Raw genomic sequence first — 19,069 nt, 5'->3', positions numbered from 1 at the left:
GTTTTCGTCGAGGTCCTAGGTCAGGCTGCGTCCCAGCGCGCGACCGGCATTGCGGCCGGAGAAGATGCAGCCGCCCAGGAACGTGCCCTCCAGCGCGTTGTAGCCGTGCACGCCGCCGCCACCGAAACCGGCGACCTCACCCGCGGCGTACAGGCCCGGGAACGGGGTGCCGTCCGGCCGCATGACCTGCGAATCGAGATTGGTCTGCAAGCCGCCCAAGGTCTTTCGGGTCAGGATGTTCAACCGCACGCCGATGAGCGGGCCGTGCGCGGGATCGAGGATCCGGTGCGGCGTCGCCACCCGGACCTTGTCGCCGAGGAAGCGGCGGGCATTGTTGACGGCCATCAACTGGGCGTCCTTGCTGAACTTGTTGGCCACGTCCCGATCGCGCGCCACGATCTGCCGCTCGATATCGGCGAGATCCAGGTGCGGGCCGCGGGAGATCTTGTTCAGGCCCGCAATGAGTTCCGCCAGGGTGTCGGCGACCACGAAGTCCACGCCGTGCTGCTTGAACGCCTCCACCGGTCCGGGCGCGCCCTTGGCCACCCGGCTCTTGAGCGCGAGTTTCAGGTCCTTGCCGGTGATATCGGGATTCTGCTCCGACCCGGAGAGCGCGAATTCCTTCTCGATGATCGACTGGTTGAGAATGAACCACGAGTAGTCGTAGCCGGTGGACAGGATCTGCTTCATGGTGGCATTGGTGTCGAAGCCCGGGAAAGCCGGTGCGGGCATGCGCTTTCCATTGGCGTCGAACCACAGCGAGGACGGCCCGGGAATGATGCGGATGGCGTGATCGGGCCAGATGGAATCCCAGTTGTGAATGCCCTCGGTGTAGTTCCACATGCGATCCCGGTTCACGATGCGACCGCCCGCGGCCTCGGTAATCGCCAGCATGCGGCCGTCCACGTGCGCGGGGACGCCGGAGATCATGTGCTCGGGGCACGGGCCCAGGCGGTCGGTGGGCCAGTTGCGGCGGATGAGGTCGTGATTGTGGCCGATGCCGCCGGAGGCGACGATGACCGCCTTGGCGTGAAGTTCGAACTCGCCCACGATGGTTCGTGACGAGGCGACTCCCCGGGCCTCCTGCGAGGGTTCCAGCACGCTGCCGCGCACACCGGTCACGGCGTCGTTCTCCACGACGAGCTCATCCACGCGATGGCGGAAGGCGAAGCCGACCTGCCCGCGCTTCTCGGCCGCGAGGACCGGTTCCAGGAAGACACGCACGACCTCGGGCCCGGTGCCCCAGGTGAGGTGGAAGCGCGGCACCGAATTGCCGTGGCCGTCGGCGGTGAGCCCGCCGCGCTCGGCCCAGCCGACCACCGGGGTGACCCGCAGGCCGAGGTCGTAGAGGTACTGCCGCTTCTCGGTGGCCGCGAATTCGACGTACGCGCGCGCCCACTGCCGGGCCCAATGGTCCTCGTCCTCGCGATCGAACTGCGCCGACCCGAACCAGTCCTGCAGGGCCAGTTCGAGACTGTCCTTGACACCGAGCCGCCGCTGTTCCGGGCTGTCCACGAAGAAGAGCCCGCCCAGCGACCAGAACGCCTGCGCGCCCAGGTTCGCGCGATTCTCCTGGTCCAGGACGAGCACGCGCCGCCCCGCCTTGACCAGCTCGTGGGTGGCGACGAGACCGGCTAGACCGGCGCCGACGACGATGACATCCGGGTTCTCGATCATGCCCGCTTCCTTGCGCTAGAGGTTCGATACACGAATGTATCGAACGAGGTGGCCGCTGTACAGGAGCTCGATACAGGGATGTATCGAACGAGGTTGTCGGTGGGCCGTGGCATGGTTCGAGTGTGCCGATTTCCACGCCCGGATCGATGACACTCGCGGCGGCGCGCCGCACCGCTTTGGCAGCCCAGGGGTTCGCGGGTGCGCGGCCGAGTGGGCCGCCCACCCGTCGCACGGTCATGAAGGTGCTCGACAGCACCCGGCTGCTGCAGTTGGATTCGGTGTCGGCGGTGGTGCGGGCGCATTACGCGCCGGTGTTCAGCCGGATCGGGGCGTACGACCAGGGCTTCCTGGACGAGGCGGCGTGGTCGCATTCGGCGCGGCGGCCGCGGCGGTTGGTGGAGTATTGGGCGCACGAGGCGGCGCTGATTCCGGTCGAGGACTGGTCGCTCATGCGGTGGCGCATGGTCGATTACCGGCTCGGGCGGTGGCGCGGGTTTCGCGAGGTGTTCGAACGCAATCCGATGCTGGCCGACGATGTGCTGAGTGTGGTCAAGGAGTTCGGGCCGAGCACCGCGGGGGAGGTGGAGCGGCATCTGGAGCTGGATCGGCCACGCGCCAAGGATCATTGGGGGTGGAACCACAGCGACACCAAGATCGTGTGTGAGGCGCTGTTCTCGGCGGGGGAGCTGACGGTGTCCAAACGCGTTGGGTTCCAGCGCTATTACGACCTCACCGGCGCTGTGATCCCGGCCGAGGTGCTGGCGCACGAGCCGAGCGAGTCGGAAGCGGTGCTCGAGTTGGTGCGTCGGGCCGCGCGGGCGCACGGGATCGGCACCGAGACCGATCTGCGCGACTACTACCGGCTCAAGCGGAGTCAAACCGAGCCCGCCATCGCGGAATTGCTCGCGTTGGGCGAATTGGAGCAGGTGACCGTCCAGGGCTGGGACAGGCCCGCCTACCTGCACGCCGAGGCGCGCACGCCACGCCGCGTCGCGGGATCGGCGCTGCTGTGCCCGTTCGATCCGCTTATCTTCTTCCGGGATCGCACCGAGCGGCTCTTCGACTTCCACTACCGCATCGAGATCTACACGCCGGAACACAAACGCGTGCACGGGTATTACGTCTTCCCGTTCCTGCTGGACGGTGAGCTGGTGGCCCGGGTGGACCTACGCGCGGAACGCTCGACCGGGCGGCTGCTGGTGCCGGGCGCGTTCCTCGAACCCGGGCGCGACGCCACGCGCGTCGCGGGTGAACTGGCGCGGGCGCTGCGCGACATGGCCGACTGGCTCGGGCTCGACACCGTCCAGGTCGGTGAAAAAGGCGATCTCGCACCGGAATTGCGGCGCGAGATCGCCTAGATCTCACCTCTATCGGACGGGCCTCGCCGGTATCGCGCCGACGTCACCCGCAGTTGGTCAGAACGGCCCGTCGGTCCACGCGTTGAGCACGATGCCGTTCTTGCCCTCGCCCTTGCACTCGATGGTCATCGGGATCAGCGGCCGCGGCGAATCGCCCACGATGTAGGTGGGGGACTGGTAGCCGCTGCCCACCTGACGCATGCCCAGGCACTCCACCACCGCGGCGTACCAGGCGTTCTCGGGGCAGGTGAAGGTGGCGGTGTCGAGCGTCTTATCGATCCGGCAGACCGAATCCGCGTGCGCGGCCGGAGCCGCCGACAGCGAGATCAGACCGGCCGCGCCGATACCGAGTGCGGAACCGAGCGCGAGCGACCGGCGACGCGGGTGGAGATGGTGACGATTGGTCATCGAACAAGCTCCCTCGTATACGGACAGATCAAAAACGGTTCGACCCATACTGACCGCGCAACCCGCCACACCGCCGAAACTCGCCGAGATCCATCCCCCGGCGTGGCGCGTCGCCCCCGACTCGCGGCATCACCGTGCTGCGCGACCGCCCGATGTGGCAGTGCCTGCGTGATTGCACGCGCTGCAAGAATGCGCGCCCGGTCATTCGGAGGGTTCGTCGAGCTAGGCGACGAGTCGCTCGGTGTGTGAATTCGACAGGGTGGCAGCACAGATGGTGGGGTTTTCGTGTTTGAGGTAGTCGCCGTAGACGTAGATCGGGCCTGCCTCGGCCTCGGCGGCGGGCATGGTCACGGCCACCAGGGCGGCGGCGGCCAGGCAGGTGGCCCCGGCGATGGCGAGTGAACGGCGGCGCAGGCGCAGGCGGATCATGGCGTTCCCCTCTCTGAACTGATCTTGCGGATACTTCGTCACGAGGACGTCGGCGGATGGCCGAGCCCAGGCGTTCAGGGGCGTCCACCCGCATGTCGGTCGGCGGGCCGGTGGCGCGACCGGTGTGTCGGAGGGCATGACTAACCTGGACGCGTGGCAGATCCCGCGACCTACCGGCCCGCCCCGGGCACCATTCCCGTCGAACCCGGCGTCTACAAGTTCCGGGACAAGTACGGGCAGGTCATCTATGTCGGTAAGGCGAAAAGCCTGCGGAGCCGCCTGAACTCGTACTTCGCGGACGTGGCCGGGCTGCATCCGCGCACCCGGCAGATGGTCACCACGGCGGCGGGCGTCGAGTGGACGGTCGTGTCCACCGAGGTGGAAGCGCTACAGCTGGAATACAACTGGATCAAGGAATTCGATCCGCGCTTCAATGTCCGCTACCGCGACGACAAGTCGTATCCGGTGCTGGCGGTCAGCCTGAACGAGGAATACCCGCGCGTGTTCGTCTACCGCGGTGCGCGCAAGAAGGGCGTGCGCTACTTCGGCCCCTACGCGCACGCCTGGGCCATTCGCGAGACCCTCGATCTGCTGCTGCGCGTGTTCCCGGTCCGCACCTGTTCGGCGGGAGTCTTCAAGCGGCACAGTCAGATCGGCCGCCCCTGCCTGCTCGGCTACATCGACAAATGCTCCGCACCCTGCATCGGCCGGGTGAGCGCGGCCGAGCACCGCCAAATCGTGGACGACTTCTGCGACTTCCTCTCCGGCAAGACGGATCGCCTGGTCAAACAGCTCGAGCGCCGCATGCACGAGGCCGCCGACGAACTCGACTTCGAGCTCGCCGCCCGCCTGCGCGACGATGTCCAGGCGCTCAAGCGGGCCCTCGAGAAGCAGGCCGTGGTGCTGGGCACCGGCACCGACGCCGATGTCATCAACTTCGCGGTGGACGAACTCGAGGTCGCCGTCCAGGTCTTCCATGTGCGTGACGGGCGCGTTCGCGGTCAACGCGGTTGGGTGGTCGACAAATCCGGTGACGCCCTGGACCTGGAAGGGCCCGACCCGGCCCAGACGAGCGATGAAGCTGTCGCGGGTTCGGTCGTAACCGGCGCGGCAGTCGAGGGCTCGGACGCGGCGACCGGAGCCGCTGCCGAGAGCGTCGAGCCGGGACGGGCCGAGCCGGGCGGGGCGCGGGCCGATGGCGAGTTGGCCGCGCTGGTCGAGCAGTTCCTCACACAGTTCTACGGGGAGCAGACCGCGGTCGCCGAACAGAGCGGGGATGAGCAGCCGGGCGCGGTCGTTCCGCGCGAGGTGTTGGTCCCGGCGCTGCCGAATGATCATGAGCAGGTGCAGAATTGGCTCTCGGGGCTGCGGGGTTCGGCGGTGCAGCTGCGGGTGCCGCAGCGCGGCGACAAGAAGGCTCTCGCCGAGACCGTGCAGCGCAATGCGCAGGAAGCCCTGGCCCAGCACAAGCTCAAGCGCGCCGGTGACCTGACCGCCCGCTCGGCCGCGCTGCAGGAACTCCAGGACGCCCTCGATCTGGACAGCGCGCCGCTGCGCATCGAATGCGTCGACATCTCGCACGTGCAGGGCACCGATGTGGTGGCCTCGCTGGTCGTCTTCGAGGACGGCCTGGCCCGCAAGTCCGAATACCGGCACTACAGCATCAAGGAGGCCGCGGGCGAGGGTCGCTCCGACGATGTCGGCTCCATCGCCGAGGTGACCCGCCGCCGCTTCGGCAAGCTACGCCGCGATCTCGACGCCGCCGAGGCCGCCGACCTCGAATCCGGTTCGGACGCAATGGAATCCGATCTACCCCCGGGCATCGACCCGAAGACCGGCAAGCCGCGCCGGTTCTCCTACCCGCCGAACCTCTACGTGGTCGACGGTGGCGCACCGCAGGTGAACGCCGCCGCCGAAGTGCTCGACGAACTGGGCATCACCGATGTCGCGGTCATCGGCCTGGCCAAGCGCCTGGAAGAGGTGTGGGTACCCAACGAGCCGGACCCGGTCATCATGCCGCGTACCAGTGAGGCGCTGTATCTACTGCAGCGCGTGCGCGACGAGGCCCACCGCTTCGCCATCACCTTCCACCGCTCCAAGCGTTCGCGGCGGATGACCGCCTCGGTGCTGGACGCGGTGCCGGGTCTGGGCGCGGCCCGAAAGACCGCTCTGGTCCAGCACTTCGGCTCGGTGGCCAAGCTCAAGCAGGCGAGCGTCGAGCAGATCACCGAGGTCCCCGGCATCGGTGTGGCGACCGCCAAAGCGGTCTTGGCGGCGTTGCACACGCAACCCGCCGACGACCCCTCCAGCCACAGTGGTGCCGTCCAGTCTCAGTAGTCCTCGGCGAGTTCCTCGGTGTGTCGCGCGCCCCGCGCGCCACAGCGCGTCGAAGACAGACGCACCGGGTAGAGTGCGACACGCCGATCGGGAAAATCGCGACACGCCGCGTGTGCAGGTCGGGAGCGCAAATCACAGCTAGGTTGCGCTCCCCTCGTGTGCCTGCCGCGTTTCCGGGCATCGGTGCAGGATGATCGAGGGAACTCCAGACACGAACCGGTAGGACATGACGCGCGTCGAAGCCAATACCCATACGGCCGAAAACAGCAAGGCAGCAACCGAGCACAGTGATCCCCAGCCGACGGCCGAGCGCGGTCGGTCCACTCCCGATTCCGCATCCGCACCCGTGGAAGTCGTGATCGTGACCGGACTGTCCGGCGCCGGTCGCGGCACCGCCGCCAAGGTGCTCGAGGACCTCGGCTACTACGTGGCCGACAATCTCCCGCCCGAATTGATCGGGCGCATGGTCGAACTCGGCTCCGGCGCCGAGCCGCCCATCCGCAAGTTGGCGCTCGTCATGGACGTGCGCAACCGGTTCTTCACCGGAAACCTCGCCGCGGTCGGCGAACAGCTACGGGCGGCGGGCGTGCGCACCCGCATCCTGTTCCTCGAGGCCTCCGACGACGTGCTGATCCGCCGCTTCGGCTTCGCCCGCAGGCGGCACCCGCTGCAGAGTGAGAGCGCCGACGGCACCCTGACCGCCGGTATCGCGGCCGAGCGCCGCCGCCTGGACCCGGTGAAGACGGCCGCCGACGTGGTCATCGACACCACCGCCCTGTCCATCCACCAGCTGCACCGCAAGCTCGAGGAGGTCTACGGCGGCGACGCCGCCACCGTGCTGCAGCTGACCGTTCAATCCTTCGGTTTCAAGTACGGGGTCCCGCTCGACGCCGATATGGTGTTCGATTTGCGTTTCCTACCGAATCCGCACTGGATTCCCGAACTCCGCGAAAAGACCGGGCAGGACGCCCCGGTCAGCGAATATGTGTTGTCGCGCCCCGGCGCCCAGGACTATCTGGGCACCGCGCGGCATCTCGTCGACCTGACGACCGAGGGTTACCGCCAAGAGGGGAAGCGATACATGACCGTGGCAGTGGGCTGCACCGGCGGCAAGCACCGCAGTGTGGCCGTAGCGGAGGCGCTGGGGGATGCGCTGGCATCGAACAAGGACACCGGCGACGTGGTGCGCGTGGTCCATCGGGATCTGGGGCGGGAATGAGCGAGACGAACGGCCGCACCGCCAATCCGGCCATCGTGGCGCTCGGCGGTGGGCATGGGCTGTACTCCACCCTGACGGCGATCCGGCGCTTGACGCGCAAGATCACCGCGGTGGTGACCGTCGCCGACGACGGCGGTTCCTCGGGTCGACTGCGGGCCGAGCTGGGCATGCTGCCCCCGGGTGATCTACGAATGGCCTTGGCGGCCTTGGCCGAAGAGGCCGACGGCATCTGGGCGCGAACCTTGCAACACCGCTTCGGCGGGACCGGCGCGCTGGCCGGGCATTCGGTCGGCAATCTGATTCTGGCGGGCCTCACCGAGGAGCTGGGCGACCCGGTCGCGGCGCTCGACGAGGCCGGGAAGATCCTGCGCATCACCGGCCGCGTGCTACCCATGTCGCCCATCGCCCTCACCATCGAGGCGGATGTGTCTGGGCTGGAAGGCGATCCGCGCGTGAGCCGCTGCATTCGCGGCCAGGTGGCGGTGGCGACCACGCCCGGCAAGGTGCGCCGGGTCCGGCTGATCCCCTCGGATCCGCCCGCCTGCCCGGAGTCGACCTCGGCCATCGAGCACGCCGACGTGGTGGTGTTGGGCCCCGGGAGCTGGTTCACCAGCGTCATCCCGCACGTGCTCGTGCCCGAATTGCACGAAGCGCTCCTGCATACGCGTGCCCGGAAAGTGCTGGTGCTCAACCTCGCCGCCGAACCGGGCGAAACGGCCGGATTCTCCGCGGAGCGGCACCTGCATGTATTGTCCCAGCACGCACCGGATTTCACAGTCGACCATGTTTTGGTCGACTCGGGTTCCGTACCCGAGGGTAGGGAACGCGAACATCTGGCAAGAGCTGCCGAACAGCTGCGTGCACGAGTAACCTTCGCTGATGTCGCCGAGGCGGGGACGGACCGGCACCACCCCGGAAAGCTTGCCGCCGCACTGGATCAGGTGATCCGGCAACCTCGGCCGGAATCAGCAGGGCTTCGAGTCGAAGGACGGCATATGGGCCAACGTGTGCGGTCCGGGTTGGGTGGAAAGGAGCGCGTCTCGTGGCGATGACAGCGGAAGTGAAGGACGAGCTGAGCCGACTCTCTGTTTCACAGGTGAGTTCGCGCAAGGCCGAACTGTCCGCGCTACTGCGGTTCGCCGGTGGATTGCACATCGTCGGCGGTCGCGTGATCGTCGAGGCCGAGGTGGACATGGGTTCCATCGCGCGTCGGCTGCGTCGAGAAATCTTCGAGCTGTACGGGTACGGCTCGGACGTGCATGTCCTCGGCGCGGGCGGGCTCCGGAAAACCTCCCGGTACGTGGTGCGGGTTTCCAAGGAGGGCGAGGCGCTGGCGCGTCAGACCGGCCTCCTCGACGTGCGCGGCCGTCCGGTGCGGGGCCTGCCCGCGCAGGTGGTCGGCGGCAGCATCGGCGATGCCGAAGCCGCTTGGCGCGGAGCGTTTCTCGCGCACGGCTCGCTCACCGAGCCGGGCCGTTCCTCCGCGCTCGAGGTGAGCTGCCCGGGACCCGAGGCCGCGCTTGCCCTCGTGGGTGCCGCCCGGCGCATGGGCATCTCGGCCAAGGCGCGCGAGGTGCGCGGCACCGATCGCGTGGTGGTGCGCGACGGCGAGGCCATCGGCGCCCTGCTCACACGCATGGGCGCGCAGGACACCCGGCTCACCTGGGAGGAGCGGCGCATGCGCCGCGAGGTCCGGGCCACCGCGAACCGGCTGGCGAATTTCGACGACGCCAACCTGCGGCGTTCGGCCCGCGCGGCCGTGGCCGCCGCGGCCCGGGTGGAACGCGCCCTCGAGATCCTGGGCGACGATGTGCCCGACCACTTGGCCGCCGCGGGCAAGCTGCGCGTGCTGCACCGGCAGGCGTCGCTGGAGGAACTCGGCCAGCTGGCCGATCCGCCGATGACGAAAGACGCTGTGGCGGGCCGGATTCGGCGTCTGCTGTCGATGGCGGACCGGCGCGCCAAGGAACTCGGCATCCCCGATACCGAAAGTGCCGTCACCGCAGAACTGCTCGAAGAGGCGTGAAACACGCACTCGCGTGAGTAAACTGCGGCACAACCGCCGAGTTATTCCGTTCGGAAGCGTCGCAACCCCTTGGGGTCGCGGCGCTTCCGTCGTGTGTGACGAGAGTGAACGTTCCGTAGTTCGCCGTGGCGGGGGTGTGTCCGTGATGTTTCCGTTACAGGTCTAGGGTTAATGGCGCAACGGAAACGATCCGCAAAGCTGAGGAGCGAAAACGTGACTGTCCGGGTAGGGATCAACGGCTTCGGCCGCATCGGGCGCAACTTCTTCCGCGCCGTCGAGGCGCAGAAGGCCCTCGGCCAGACTGACATCGAGATCGTGGCGGTCAACGACCTCACCGACAACAAGACCCTTGCCACGCTGCTGAAGTACGACTCGATCCTCGGCCGCCTGCCGCAGGACGTTTCCCTGGACGGTGACTTCATCGTCGTCGGTGACCAGCGGATCAAGGCCCTCGAGATCAAGGAAGGCCCGTCGGCGCTGCCGTGGGGTGACCTGGGCGTCGACGTGGTCGTCGAGTCCACCGGCATCTTCACCAACGCCGCCAAGGCCAAGGGCCACCTGGCCGCCGGTGCCAAGAAGGTCATCATCTCCGCGCCCGCCACCGATGAGGACATCACCATCGTGATGGGCGTCAACGACGACAAGTACGACGGCTCGCAGAACATCATCTCGAACGCCTCGTGCACCACCAACTGCCTGGGCCCGATCGCCAAGGTGCTCAACGACTCCTTCGGCATCGAGCGCGGCCTGATGACCACGGTCCACGCCTACACCCAGGACCAGAACCTGCAGGACGCCCCGCACAAGGATCTGCGTCGCGCTCGCGCTGCCGCGCTGAACATCGTCCCGACCGGCACCGGTGCCGCCAAGGCCATCGGCCTGGTGCTGCCCGAGCTGCTCGGCAAGCTCAACGGTTACGCGCTGCGCGTGCCGGTCCCGACCGGTTCGCTCACCGACCTGACCGTGGACCTGCGCAAGGCCGCCTCGGTCGACGAGGTCAACGCCGCCATGAAGGCCGCCGCGGACGGCCCGATGAAGGGCATCCTGAAGTACAACGTCGATCCGATCGTCTCCTCCGACATCGTGACCGACCCGCACTCGTCCATCTACGACGCGCCGCTGACCCAGGTCATCGACAACCAGGTCAAGGTCGCTTCCTGGTACGACAACGAGTGGGGCTACTCCAACCGTCTCGCCGACCTGGTCGGCCTCGTCGGCAAGTCGCTGTAATCCCTATGGCGATCAAGACACTCCAGGATCTGCTGAACGAGGGTGTCGAGGGTCGGGGCGTGCTGGTGCGCTCCGACCTGAACGTGCCCCTCGACAATGGCGTCATCACCGACCCGGGCCGCATCATCGCGTCCGCGCCGACCATCAAGGCGCTGGCCGAGGCAGGCGCGAAGGTGATCGTGACCGCGCACCTGGGCCGCCCGAAGGGTGAGCCGGACCCGAAGTTCTCCCTCGCCCCGGTCGCCGCGCGACTGTCGGAGGAGCTGGGCCGCAATGTGCAGCTCGCCGGTGACGTGGTCGGCCAGGATGCCCTGGCCCGCTCCGAGGGCCTCACCGACGGTGATGTGCTGCTGCTGGAGAACATTCGCTTCGATCCGCGCGAGACCAGCAAGGACGAGGCGGACCGTAAGAAGCTCGCGGCCGCCCTGGTCGAGCTGGTCGGCGACGACGGCGCGTTCGTGTCCGACGGTTTCGGTGTGGTGCACCGCAAGCAGGCGTCGGTCTACGACGTGGCCAAGCTGCTGCCGCACTACGCGGGCACGCTGGTCGCGGCCGAGACCGAGGTGCTGCGCAAGCTCACCTCCGACACCGAGCGGCCCTACGCGGTCGTGCTCGGCGGCTCGAAGGTCTCCGACAAGCTGGCGGTCATCGAGGCGCTCGCGCCCAAGGTCGACACGCTCGTCATCGGCGGCGGCATGTGCTTCACCTTCCTTGCGGCGCAAGGACTTCCGGTGGGCACCTCGCTGCTGCAGGACGAGATGATCGAGACCTGCAAGGAGCTGCTGGACAAGTACGGCGACGTCATCCACCTGCCGGTGGACATCGTGGTGGCCGACAAGTTCGCGGCCGACGCGGACTCGAAGACCGTGGCCGCCAACGAGATTCCCGACGGCTGGATGGGTCTGGACGTCGGTCCGGAGTCGGTCAAGCGTTTCGCGGCGCTGCTGACCGAGGCCAAGACGGTGTTCTGGAACGGCCCGATGGGTGTGTTCGAGTTCGAGAAGTTCGCGGCGGGCACCCGCGGTGTCGCCGAGGCCATCGCGACCGCCACCTCGAAGGGCGCGTTCACCGTCGTCGGCGGCGGCGACTCGGCCGCGGCCGTGCGCACCCTGGGTCTGCCCGAGGACGGTTTCTCGCACATCTCCACCGGCGGCGGCGCGTCGCTGGAATACCTGGAGGGCAAGGAACTTCCCGGCCTCGCCGTGCTGGAGGACTGAATCATGGCACGTAAGCCTTTGATCGCTGGCAACTGGAAGATGAACCTCAATCACCTCGAGGCCATCGCCCTGGTGCAGAAGATCGCATTCGCGCTGCCGGAGAAGTACTTCGACAAGGTCGACGTGACGGTGATTCCGCCGTTCGTGGATATTCGCAGCGTGCAGACGCTGGTCGAGGGTGACCGTCTCCTGATCACCTACGGTGCCCAGGACGTGTCCACCCACGACGAGGGCGCCTACACCGGCGAGATCAGCGGTTCCATGCTCGCGAAGCTGGGCTGCTCGTTCGTCGTGGTGGGTCACTCGGAGCGGCGGCAGTACCACAACGAGGACGACGCCACGGTCCTGGCCAAGACCAAGCAGGCGCTCAAGTACGGCATCACCCCGATCGTCTGCATCGGTGAGGGCCTGGGCGTGCGCGAGACCAAAACCCACGTCGAGTACAACCTCGAGCAGCTGCGCGGCTCGCTCAAGGGTCTCACCGCCGAGGAGATCGCCAAGGTCGTCATCGCCTACGAGCCGGTCTGGGCCATCGGCACCGGCAAGGTCGCGACTCCCGCCGACGCGCAGGAAGTCTGCGGCGCCATCCGCAAGGAGCTCGCCGAACTGGCGAATCCCGAAGTGGCGGCCGGTGTTCGGGTCCTCTACGGCGGCTCGGTGAACGCCAAGAACGTCGGCGAGCTGGTCGGCCAGACCGATATCGACGGCGCGCTGGTCGGCGGTGCCTCGCTCAAGGGTGACGAGTTCGCCACCCTGTCCGCGATTGCCGCTGGCGGCCCCCTGCCGTAACGGTTTCCGCTGGAAAAGGGCCGGGCATCCCAGGATGCCCGGCCCTTTTTCGGCAGAATGTCTGATCATGAGCGACGACTGGAACACCTCGATCATCAACGAGTTCCGCGCCAACGAGGGCCGAGTCGGCGGCCCCTTCGAAGGCGCCCCCATGATCCTCATCCACCACCGCGGCCGCAAATCCGGCCGCGAACACGTGACCCCGCTGATGTATCAGGCCGACGACCACGACCCCAACGTCCTCTACATCTTCGCCTCCGCCGCCGGAGCCCCCACCAACCCCGCCTGGTACCACAACCTCCTCGCCGCCGGAAAAACCGACGTCGAAGTAGGCACCGAAACCTTCCCGGTAACCATCACTGAAATCAAAGGCCCCGAGCGAGACCGCATCTACGACATCCAAGCCACCCGCTACCCCGGCTTCGCGGGCTACGCCGAAAAAACCGCAGGCATCCGCACCATCCCCGTCCTAGCCCTCCGCCGCGCGTAGCGTTTCGTGCATAAATCATGCACGCAAGGCGTATGGTCATTTAATGGCCTCGCGAATTTCCCCCGTGCGAATGAACCTAACCGTGGATCCCGTTGCCGCTGAGCTGATCAATGCGGCTGCGAAGTTCAGTGGCACGTCCGCATCGGCTGTGGTGTCACAGCTGGTGCGGCGCCACATCCTCGCTGATTACGCGCCTGAGTCGCGGTCGGTCGACGAAACCGCCGAGGCAATGGCCGAGATCGAAATCGACCATGCGGCGGCTCACATCGATGCCGAACGGGGGTACCGTGCAGCGGGGTGAGGTTTGGCGCTACACCGTTCTCACTCATCAATGGCTCGCAGTTCTGGTCTCGACGCAGGCACTCATTGACAGTCCACCTCATCGAATCTTGTACGGAATCCGCGTCACAGGCCAAGATCCGGGTGACATGCTCGCGGTCGAAGTCGTTATCGACGGTCAAACGTGCTGGCTGGACATCGGAGGTGGGCTCGAGAAGCTGCGGCGTGGCTGCCTTACCGAACGTATCGATAGGATCGACCCGGCAGTCATGGATAGCGTCGATATGAAGCTGAGAGCAGTACTGGACCTTTAGATCTGATACCGGGTGCGGCCGCGTCATCGCGCGGCCGCACCCTTTGTCTTGTCCGGGACTGTGAAAGGCCTTCGGGCGCTGGGCGATCGACACAATAGAACACGGAAGTTGGGGAAACATGCAGGGCGACAGGGAAACTGCCGGGACGTTCGATGTGGTCGTCGTGGGATCGGGGGCGGCGGGGATGGCCGCGGCGCTGACCGCCGCCAAGTGCGGACTGTCGGCGGTTATCGTCGAGAAGGCCCGGAACTGGGGTGGGTCCACGGCCAGATCCGGTGGTGGCGTGTGGATTCCGGGGAACGCGGAGTTGCGTCGGGAAGCGCCCGCGGATGATCTCGAGGCTGCGCGCATCTACTTGAAGGAGATCATTGGGGCGGGTGTGGATCCAGCGCGGATCGACGCCTATATCGATCGGGGGTCGGAGGCGTTCGAGTTCCTCGCGGCGCACGCTCCGCTGCGGATGCGTTGGGTGCCAGGGTATTCCGACTACTATCCCGAAGCTCCTGGTGGGCGGGCGCATGGGCGGTCGGTGGAGCCGGTGCCCTACAACGCGAAGGGGCTCGGGGGCGAATTGGAGACGTTGGAGCCGGATTATGCGAAGGCTCCGAAGAATGTCGTTGTGACACAGGCGGAGTTCCGGCAGCTGCACCTGGGTTTGCGCAATCCGCGCAGTCCGCTGTCGGCCCTGGGGATCGCGGGACGATGGTTGGCGGCGATCGTCTTGCGGCGGCGTGTGCTGGCACGTGGACAGGCGTTGAGCGCAATGCTGCGCGCGGGGCTCCTCTCTTCGAATGTGCCGCTGTGGCTGGATACTCCGCTGGTCGAGCTGGTTACCGAGAATGGCCGGGTGACCGGCGCGGTGGTGTTGCGCGAGGGGCGCGAGCAGGTGATTGCGGCCCGGCGGGGCGTGATCATCGCGGCGGGCGGGTTCGAGCACAACGAGGTGATGCGCAAGCAGTATCAGCGCGAACCGATCGGTACCGAGTGGACCGTGGGTGCGGAAGCGAATACCGGTGACGGTATTCGGGCCGGTCAAGCGGTTGGCGGGGCGGTTGAGTTAATGGACGACGCGTGGTGGGGGCCCTCTATTCCGCTGCCGCGGGAGGCGTGGTTCTGCCTGGCCGAACGCAATCTGCCGGGCAGTGTGATCGTCAATGATCGGGGCGAGCGGTTCATGAACGAGTGCCTGCCGTATATGGAGGCCACACACCGCATGTACGGCGGGCTCCACGGACAGGGCGAGGGGCCGGGCGAAAACCTGCCCGCCTGGCTGATTTTCGACCAGCGCTACCGCCTCCGGTACCAGTTCGCGGGCGTCCCGCCGCGACAGCCCCTGCCGGGCCGATGGTTCAAGTCCGGCGCGCTGACCCGCGCCGACTCGCTACCCGAACTCGCCGAGAAGATCGGCCTCCCGGTCGAGAAACTCGCGGCGACGGTAGCCCGATTCAATGAATTCGCCCGCGCGGGCAAGGATTCCGACTTCGGACGCGGAGACAGCGCCTACGACAACTACTATGGCGATCCCCGCCAGCGCCCGAACCCGAATCTCGGTGCGCTGGAACAGGGTCCGTTCTACGCCGCGACACTGGTCCCCGGCGACCTGGGCACCAAGGGAGGCCTGGTCACCGATATCGACGGCCGGGTCCTGCGGGAGAACGGCGAGGCGATCGAGGGCCTCTACGCGGCGGGCAATGCCAGCGCCCCGGTGATGGGCCACACCTACGCCGGTCCCGGCGCGACGATCGGCCCCGCCCTCGTCTTCGGCTACCTGGCCGCCCGCCACGCCGCCCGCTGATCCGTCAGGCGAGGACTGCGCCGCCGTCGAGGGGGAGGATGGTGGCGGTGGCGTGGGGTTGGGTGAGGAAGAAGACGAAAGCCTGTGCGATGTCGTCGGTTTCGGCAATGCGGCGCAACGGCGTGTTGGCTGCGGTGTCGGCGTAGAACTGTTCGCGCAGGTCCTCCGGGAAGTTCCACAGCGGCGACCGGACCACGCCGGGCATGACCGCGTTCACGCGGATCGGCGCGAGTTCGACCGCCAGGGCGCGGGTCAGCGCCTCGACTGCGCCGCAGACGCTGGATGTGACCGAGGAGCCCGGCACCGGCCGCGGCCCGGCGGTCCCGGTGGTGAGGGTGATGGAACCGTCGGCCCGCAGGTGCGGTAGCGCCGCCTGCACCGCGGTCAGCACGCTGAAGTAGCGGAGTTCGAAGAACTTTCGCGCCGCGTCGATATCCAGATCGGTAACGGGGGAGAGCAGCAGCGGTTCGCCCGCCGTGTAGACGAGGTGGTCGATCGCGCCGAGTTCGTCGAATACCGCTCGGATGCGGTCGGCGTCGTTGAGGTCGGCGACCACGCCACCGGCCCCGGCCGGGAGTTCGGCGACCGCCTTGTCGACATTGGCCTGTCGACTGGACACGACGGTGACCTTCGCGCCCCGCGCGGCGCTCGCCCGCGCCACCGCGTAGCCGATGCCGGAAGTACCGCCGAGAATGACGACGTGCTGTCCGTCGAGAGACATCGTTTTTCCTTTCAGGGAAGTGCTTGTGCCCCTCTACCTTCGGTTTTCCACCCGTCCGCAGTCCAAGACCTATCCCGCCGCCTGTAATACCCTGAGGGCATGAGCGACGTCGATCTGCGCAAGCTGCGCTACTTCGTGGCCGTGGCCGAGCACCTGCATTTCGGTCGCGCCGCCGAACAGCTGTTCATCGCGCAACCCGTGCTGTCGCGCCAGATTCGCGCGCTCGAGGAGGAACTCGGCGCGCGATTGTTCGCCCGCGATCGGCGTGGCACTGCGCTGACGGCGGCGGGGGAGCAGCTGCTGATCGAGGCCAAGCCCCTGCTGGCATCGGCGGAAGCATTGCAGCGCAGAGTGATTCGTGCCGCGGCGGGAGCGGACACGTTCACGATCGGATTCATGCCGGGCCTGATCGTGACCGGCGCGGTGCGCGCGCTCACCGACCGGCATCCGGGCCTCACCGTGGAATTGGTGCGCACCGACTGGTTCGACCAAACGGAGGTCGTGCACGACGGCCGCGTCGACGTCAGCCTGGTTCGCCTGCCCATCGATCCGCACGGCCTCACCGTGCGCCCGCTCTACACCGAACCGCGCGTGGTCGTGCTGCCCGCCGAGCATCGCCTGGCGGGCAAGGACGCGGTGTCGATCGCCGATCTCGCCGAGGAGCACCTGCTCCAGGACCCCGACCTGGTGCCCGAATGGCGTGCCGTGGCAACCGAACTGCGTACCGACCGTCCGGTCGTCCCGGCCTTCCGCAGTGTCGAGGAGAAGCTCGAACATGTCGCCGCGGGCCACGGCATCATCTTCCTGCCGCTGTCGGTCATGACCTTCTACACCCGCCCCGACATCGCCCACATCCCGGTGACCGATATCGCTCCCAATGAGGTGTGCCTGGCGTGGTCGGCGCATCGCGTCGTGCGACACGCCGAGGAGTTCGCCGCCCTTGCCGCCCAGTGAGATTCGATCGGCGCAGCTGAGCCCGCGCTGATCCGCATTCGTCGGCATGAACCGGGACAAAGGGGTTACCTTCGATGATGTGTTCGGCATCATCCGGCCCTGCCGTCATCGGCTGGGCGAGGACCTCGGGCGGGCGTGGCTGGCGCAACTGTGCGGGCTGTGTCTCGCACTGCGTGACGACCACGGTCAGAGCGCCCGCATGGCAACCAATTACGACGGGCTGATCGTTTCGGCCCTGGTGGAGGCGCAGTCGACCGCGCCGCCCACGCGCCGTGCCGCCGGGCCCTGCCCGCTGCGCGGCATGAAGCGCGCCGATGTCGCCACCGGCGATTGTGTGCGGCTGGCCGCCACGGTCTCGCTGGTGCTGGCCGCCGCGAAGGTGCGCGATCACGTCGACGATCATGATGGCGTGGCGGGCACGGCCGGATTCCGGCCCGCCGCCCGCCGGATCGCCGAGCGCTGGGCCCGGCAGGGCGAATCCACCGGTGCCGGACTGGGTTTCGACACCGGGGTGCTGGTGACGGCGGTGGATCGGCAGGGTGAGATCGAGGCCGCGGCGGTGATCGGCACCCCGCTGCTGGAGGTCACCGAACCGACCGAGACCGCGACGGCCGCCGCGTTCGGCCACACCGCGATCCTGGCCGGACGGCCCGGCAATCAGGAACCGCTGACCGAGGTCGGTCGATTGTTCGGCCGCATAGCGCATCTCGTCGACGCGGTCGAGGACCTCGAGGACGACCTTGCCCACGGCAAGTGGAATCCCTTGGTGGCCACGGGAACCGAAGTGACCGAGGCGCACCGCCTGTGCAAGGACGCCCTGCTGGGTATCGAATTGGCCTTGGCGGATGTGGAATTCACCGATGGCAGGCTGATTCACAAGCTGCTGAAGCACGAGCTGGGCCGTTCGGTGACCCGCACCTTCGGCGGCGGCACCGTCTGCTCGACCCACACCGCGCCCGTGAGCCGCTGGCGGCGTCGCGGCCAAGGCCCCTGGGGCCCACCGCCGCCGCCCGGCTACGGCCCGCCGCCGGGCTACGGCCCGGGTCCCGGCTACTACGGTGCCCCGCGCCGCCGCGGCATGGGCTGCCTGCCCTGTTGCGAGGGCTGCGTCTGCTGCGGCGAGGGTTGCTGCTGTTGCGAAGAGGGCTGTTGCTGCTGCGAGGAATCCTGCTGCGACTGTTGAGATCTCACCGCGAGGGGCCGGGCATACTCGGATACCCGGCCCCGCCGGTGTCGATTTCCCGGCTCAGCCGGTACATCGAATCCGCCTTCTCCGGGTCGGCGGTTCGACCGTCAGTGGTTGCTGGATCCCGAGGACAGCAGGCTGCCGATCAGGTTGCCCGCGCTGCCGCTGCTGGAGCCATTGCTCGAGCCCGAGGACCCCGAGGTCGTGGTGGTGGTCTGCAGGGTCCAGGTGCCGCAGCCGCTGGTGAAGAACGCGACATCGGTGGGCTTGATCTCGACGGTGGCCGTGCCATTGATCGCGCCGCCGGTCTGGATGGTGGCGCTGGCGTCGGGGGTGATGGCCGACAGTCGTGCCCAGACGCACGCGCTCACGGCGGTCGTGGTCTTGTAGACGCCCGGCTGGATGTCGATGCCGACCTTGAAGGTGGAGTCGCTGCCCATGGTGGTGGGGAGGGCGGCGTTCGCGGTCCCGGTGGTCGCGAGCAGCGCGGCGGCGGTGAGGGCGAGGCCGTTGGCCCAGACGGTTTTCTTCATGAGATTCCTCGAGCTGTGTGAAACGAGAGCGTTTCGGAGGGTAGTGGCTGGGAAGGCTCGCCGGGGGCGTTTCCACCAACCTGGCGAAATCCGCCGCCGGAGGAATT

General features: G+C 67.6%; 18 protein-coding genes. 13 read left to right on the top strand and 5 right to left on the bottom strand.

Features of this window, described 5'->3' with window-relative positions:
- Positions 1-15: 15 nt before the first annotated feature.
- Positions 16-1,677 (bottom strand): FAD-binding dehydrogenase, encoded by a 1,662-nt coding sequence (locus VMT40_RS26110; protein ID WP_326361427.1) that lies wholly within the window; start codon positions 1,675-1,677, stop codon positions 16-18.
- A gap of 146 nt (positions 1,678-1,823) precedes the next feature.
- Between VMT40_RS26110 and VMT40_RS26105 the strand changes: the two genes are divergently transcribed.
- A complete protein-coding gene (locus VMT40_RS26105) occupies positions 1,824-3,035 on the top strand; it encodes a winged helix-turn-helix domain-containing protein (RefSeq protein WP_326361754.1) in 1,212 nt (403 codons plus the stop codon).
- A 57-nt stretch (positions 3,036-3,092) separates the two neighbouring features.
- Here VMT40_RS26105 and VMT40_RS26100 read toward each other — a convergent pair whose 3' ends face one another.
- A complete protein-coding gene (locus tag VMT40_RS26100) occupies positions 3,093-3,443 on the bottom strand; it encodes a hypothetical protein (protein ID WP_326361426.1) in 351 nt (116 codons plus the stop codon).
- 222 nt (positions 3,444-3,665) lie between these two features.
- Positions 3,666-3,872 carry a hypothetical protein gene (locus VMT40_RS26095; protein WP_326361425.1) on the bottom strand — a complete coding sequence of 69 codons (207 nt, stop codon included), beginning with the start codon at positions 3,870-3,872 and terminating at the stop codon, positions 3,666-3,668.
- Positions 3,873-4,025: 153 nt separating this feature from the next.
- Here VMT40_RS26095 and uvrC point away from each other — a divergent pair, with 153 nt between their 5' ends.
- From uvrC to kstD, 10 genes are all read left to right on the top strand, one after another.
- Positions 4,026-6,209 (top strand): excinuclease ABC subunit UvrC, encoded by a 2,184-nt coding sequence (gene uvrC / locus VMT40_RS26090; RefSeq protein WP_326361424.1) that lies wholly within the window; start codon positions 4,026-4,028, stop codon positions 6,207-6,209.
- A 226-nt stretch (positions 6,210-6,435) separates the two neighbouring features.
- Positions 6,436-7,428 carry an RNase adapter RapZ gene (gene rapZ / locus VMT40_RS26085; RefSeq protein WP_326361423.1) on the top strand — a complete coding sequence of 331 codons (993 nt, stop codon included), beginning with the start codon at positions 6,436-6,438 and terminating at the stop codon, positions 7,426-7,428.
- A complete protein-coding gene (locus VMT40_RS26080) occupies positions 7,425-8,480 on the top strand; it encodes a gluconeogenesis factor YvcK family protein (RefSeq protein ID WP_326307811.1) in 1,056 nt (351 codons plus the stop codon). The genes rapZ and VMT40_RS26080 overlap by 4 nt, the downstream gene beginning before the upstream one ends.
- On the top strand, positions 8,471-9,454 hold the full coding sequence (whiA, locus tag VMT40_RS26075) for a DNA-binding protein WhiA (protein WP_326307810.1): 984 nt from the start codon (positions 8,471-8,473) through the stop codon (positions 9,452-9,454). The genes VMT40_RS26080 and whiA overlap by 10 nt, the downstream gene beginning before the upstream one ends.
- Positions 9,455-9,667: 213 nt before the next feature.
- The gene (gap, locus tag VMT40_RS26070; protein ID WP_326307809.1) at positions 9,668-10,684 is read left to right on the top strand and encodes a type I glyceraldehyde-3-phosphate dehydrogenase; all 1,017 of its coding nucleotides are present in this window, start codon (positions 9,668-9,670) and stop codon (positions 10,682-10,684) included.
- 5 nt (positions 10,685-10,689) lie between these two features.
- Complete coding sequence (locus VMT40_RS26065; RefSeq protein ID WP_326361422.1) at positions 10,690-11,901, top strand: phosphoglycerate kinase; 1,212 nt, start codon at positions 10,690-10,692, stop codon at positions 11,899-11,901.
- A gap of 3 nt (positions 11,902-11,904) precedes the next feature.
- Entirely contained in the window at positions 11,905-12,690 is a 786-nt protein-coding gene (gene tpiA, locus VMT40_RS26060; RefSeq protein ID WP_326361421.1) for a triose-phosphate isomerase, read from the top strand.
- A 61-nt stretch (positions 12,691-12,751) separates the two neighbouring features.
- A complete protein-coding gene (locus VMT40_RS26055) occupies positions 12,752-13,180 on the top strand; it encodes a nitroreductase/quinone reductase family protein (RefSeq protein ID WP_326361753.1) in 429 nt (142 codons plus the stop codon).
- An 82-nt stretch (positions 13,181-13,262) separates the two neighbouring features.
- Positions 13,263-13,481 (top strand): hypothetical protein, encoded by a 219-nt coding sequence (locus VMT40_RS26050; RefSeq protein WP_326361420.1) that lies wholly within the window; start codon positions 13,263-13,265, stop codon positions 13,479-13,481.
- Positions 13,482-13,891: 410 nt separating this feature from the next.
- Positions 13,892-15,568, top strand: a complete 1,677-nt coding sequence (gene kstD, locus VMT40_RS26045; RefSeq protein WP_326361419.1) for a 3-oxosteroid 1-dehydrogenase — start codon at positions 13,892-13,894, stop codon at positions 15,566-15,568.
- Between the two features lie 4 nt (positions 15,569-15,572).
- Here the strand turns inward: kstD and VMT40_RS26040 are convergent, their stop codons facing one another.
- Complete coding sequence (locus tag VMT40_RS26040) at positions 15,573-16,289, bottom strand: SDR family oxidoreductase (protein WP_326361418.1); 717 nt, start codon at positions 16,287-16,289, stop codon at positions 15,573-15,575.
- A gap of 99 nt (positions 16,290-16,388) precedes the next feature.
- Here VMT40_RS26040 and VMT40_RS26035 point away from each other — a divergent pair, with 99 nt between their 5' ends.
- Positions 16,389-17,243 carry a LysR family transcriptional regulator gene (locus VMT40_RS26035; protein ID WP_326361417.1) on the top strand — a complete coding sequence of 285 codons (855 nt, stop codon included), beginning with the start codon at positions 16,389-16,391 and terminating at the stop codon, positions 17,241-17,243.
- Positions 17,244-17,322: 79 nt separating this feature from the next.
- On the top strand, positions 17,323-18,426 hold the full coding sequence (locus VMT40_RS26030) for a DUF5685 family protein (protein ID WP_326361416.1): 1,104 nt from the start codon (positions 17,323-17,325) through the stop codon (positions 18,424-18,426).
- Positions 18,427-18,536: 110 nt separating this feature from the next.
- On the opposite strand, the gene VMT40_RS26025 is transcribed toward VMT40_RS26030, so the two are convergent.
- Positions 18,537-18,962: a hypothetical protein gene (locus VMT40_RS26025; RefSeq protein WP_326361415.1), complete on the bottom strand. Its 426-nt coding sequence runs from the start codon at positions 18,960-18,962 to the stop codon at positions 18,537-18,539.
- Positions 18,963-19,069: the final 107 nt, after the last annotated feature.

It is taken from the genome of Nocardia sp. CDC160, from assembly GCF_035818795.1.
Classification (GTDB): Bacteria; Actinomycetota; Actinomycetes; order Mycobacteriales; family Mycobacteriaceae; genus Nocardia.
Note: the sequence above shows the minus strand (reverse complement) of the source record. Positions and strands in the feature narration are given on the sequence as shown.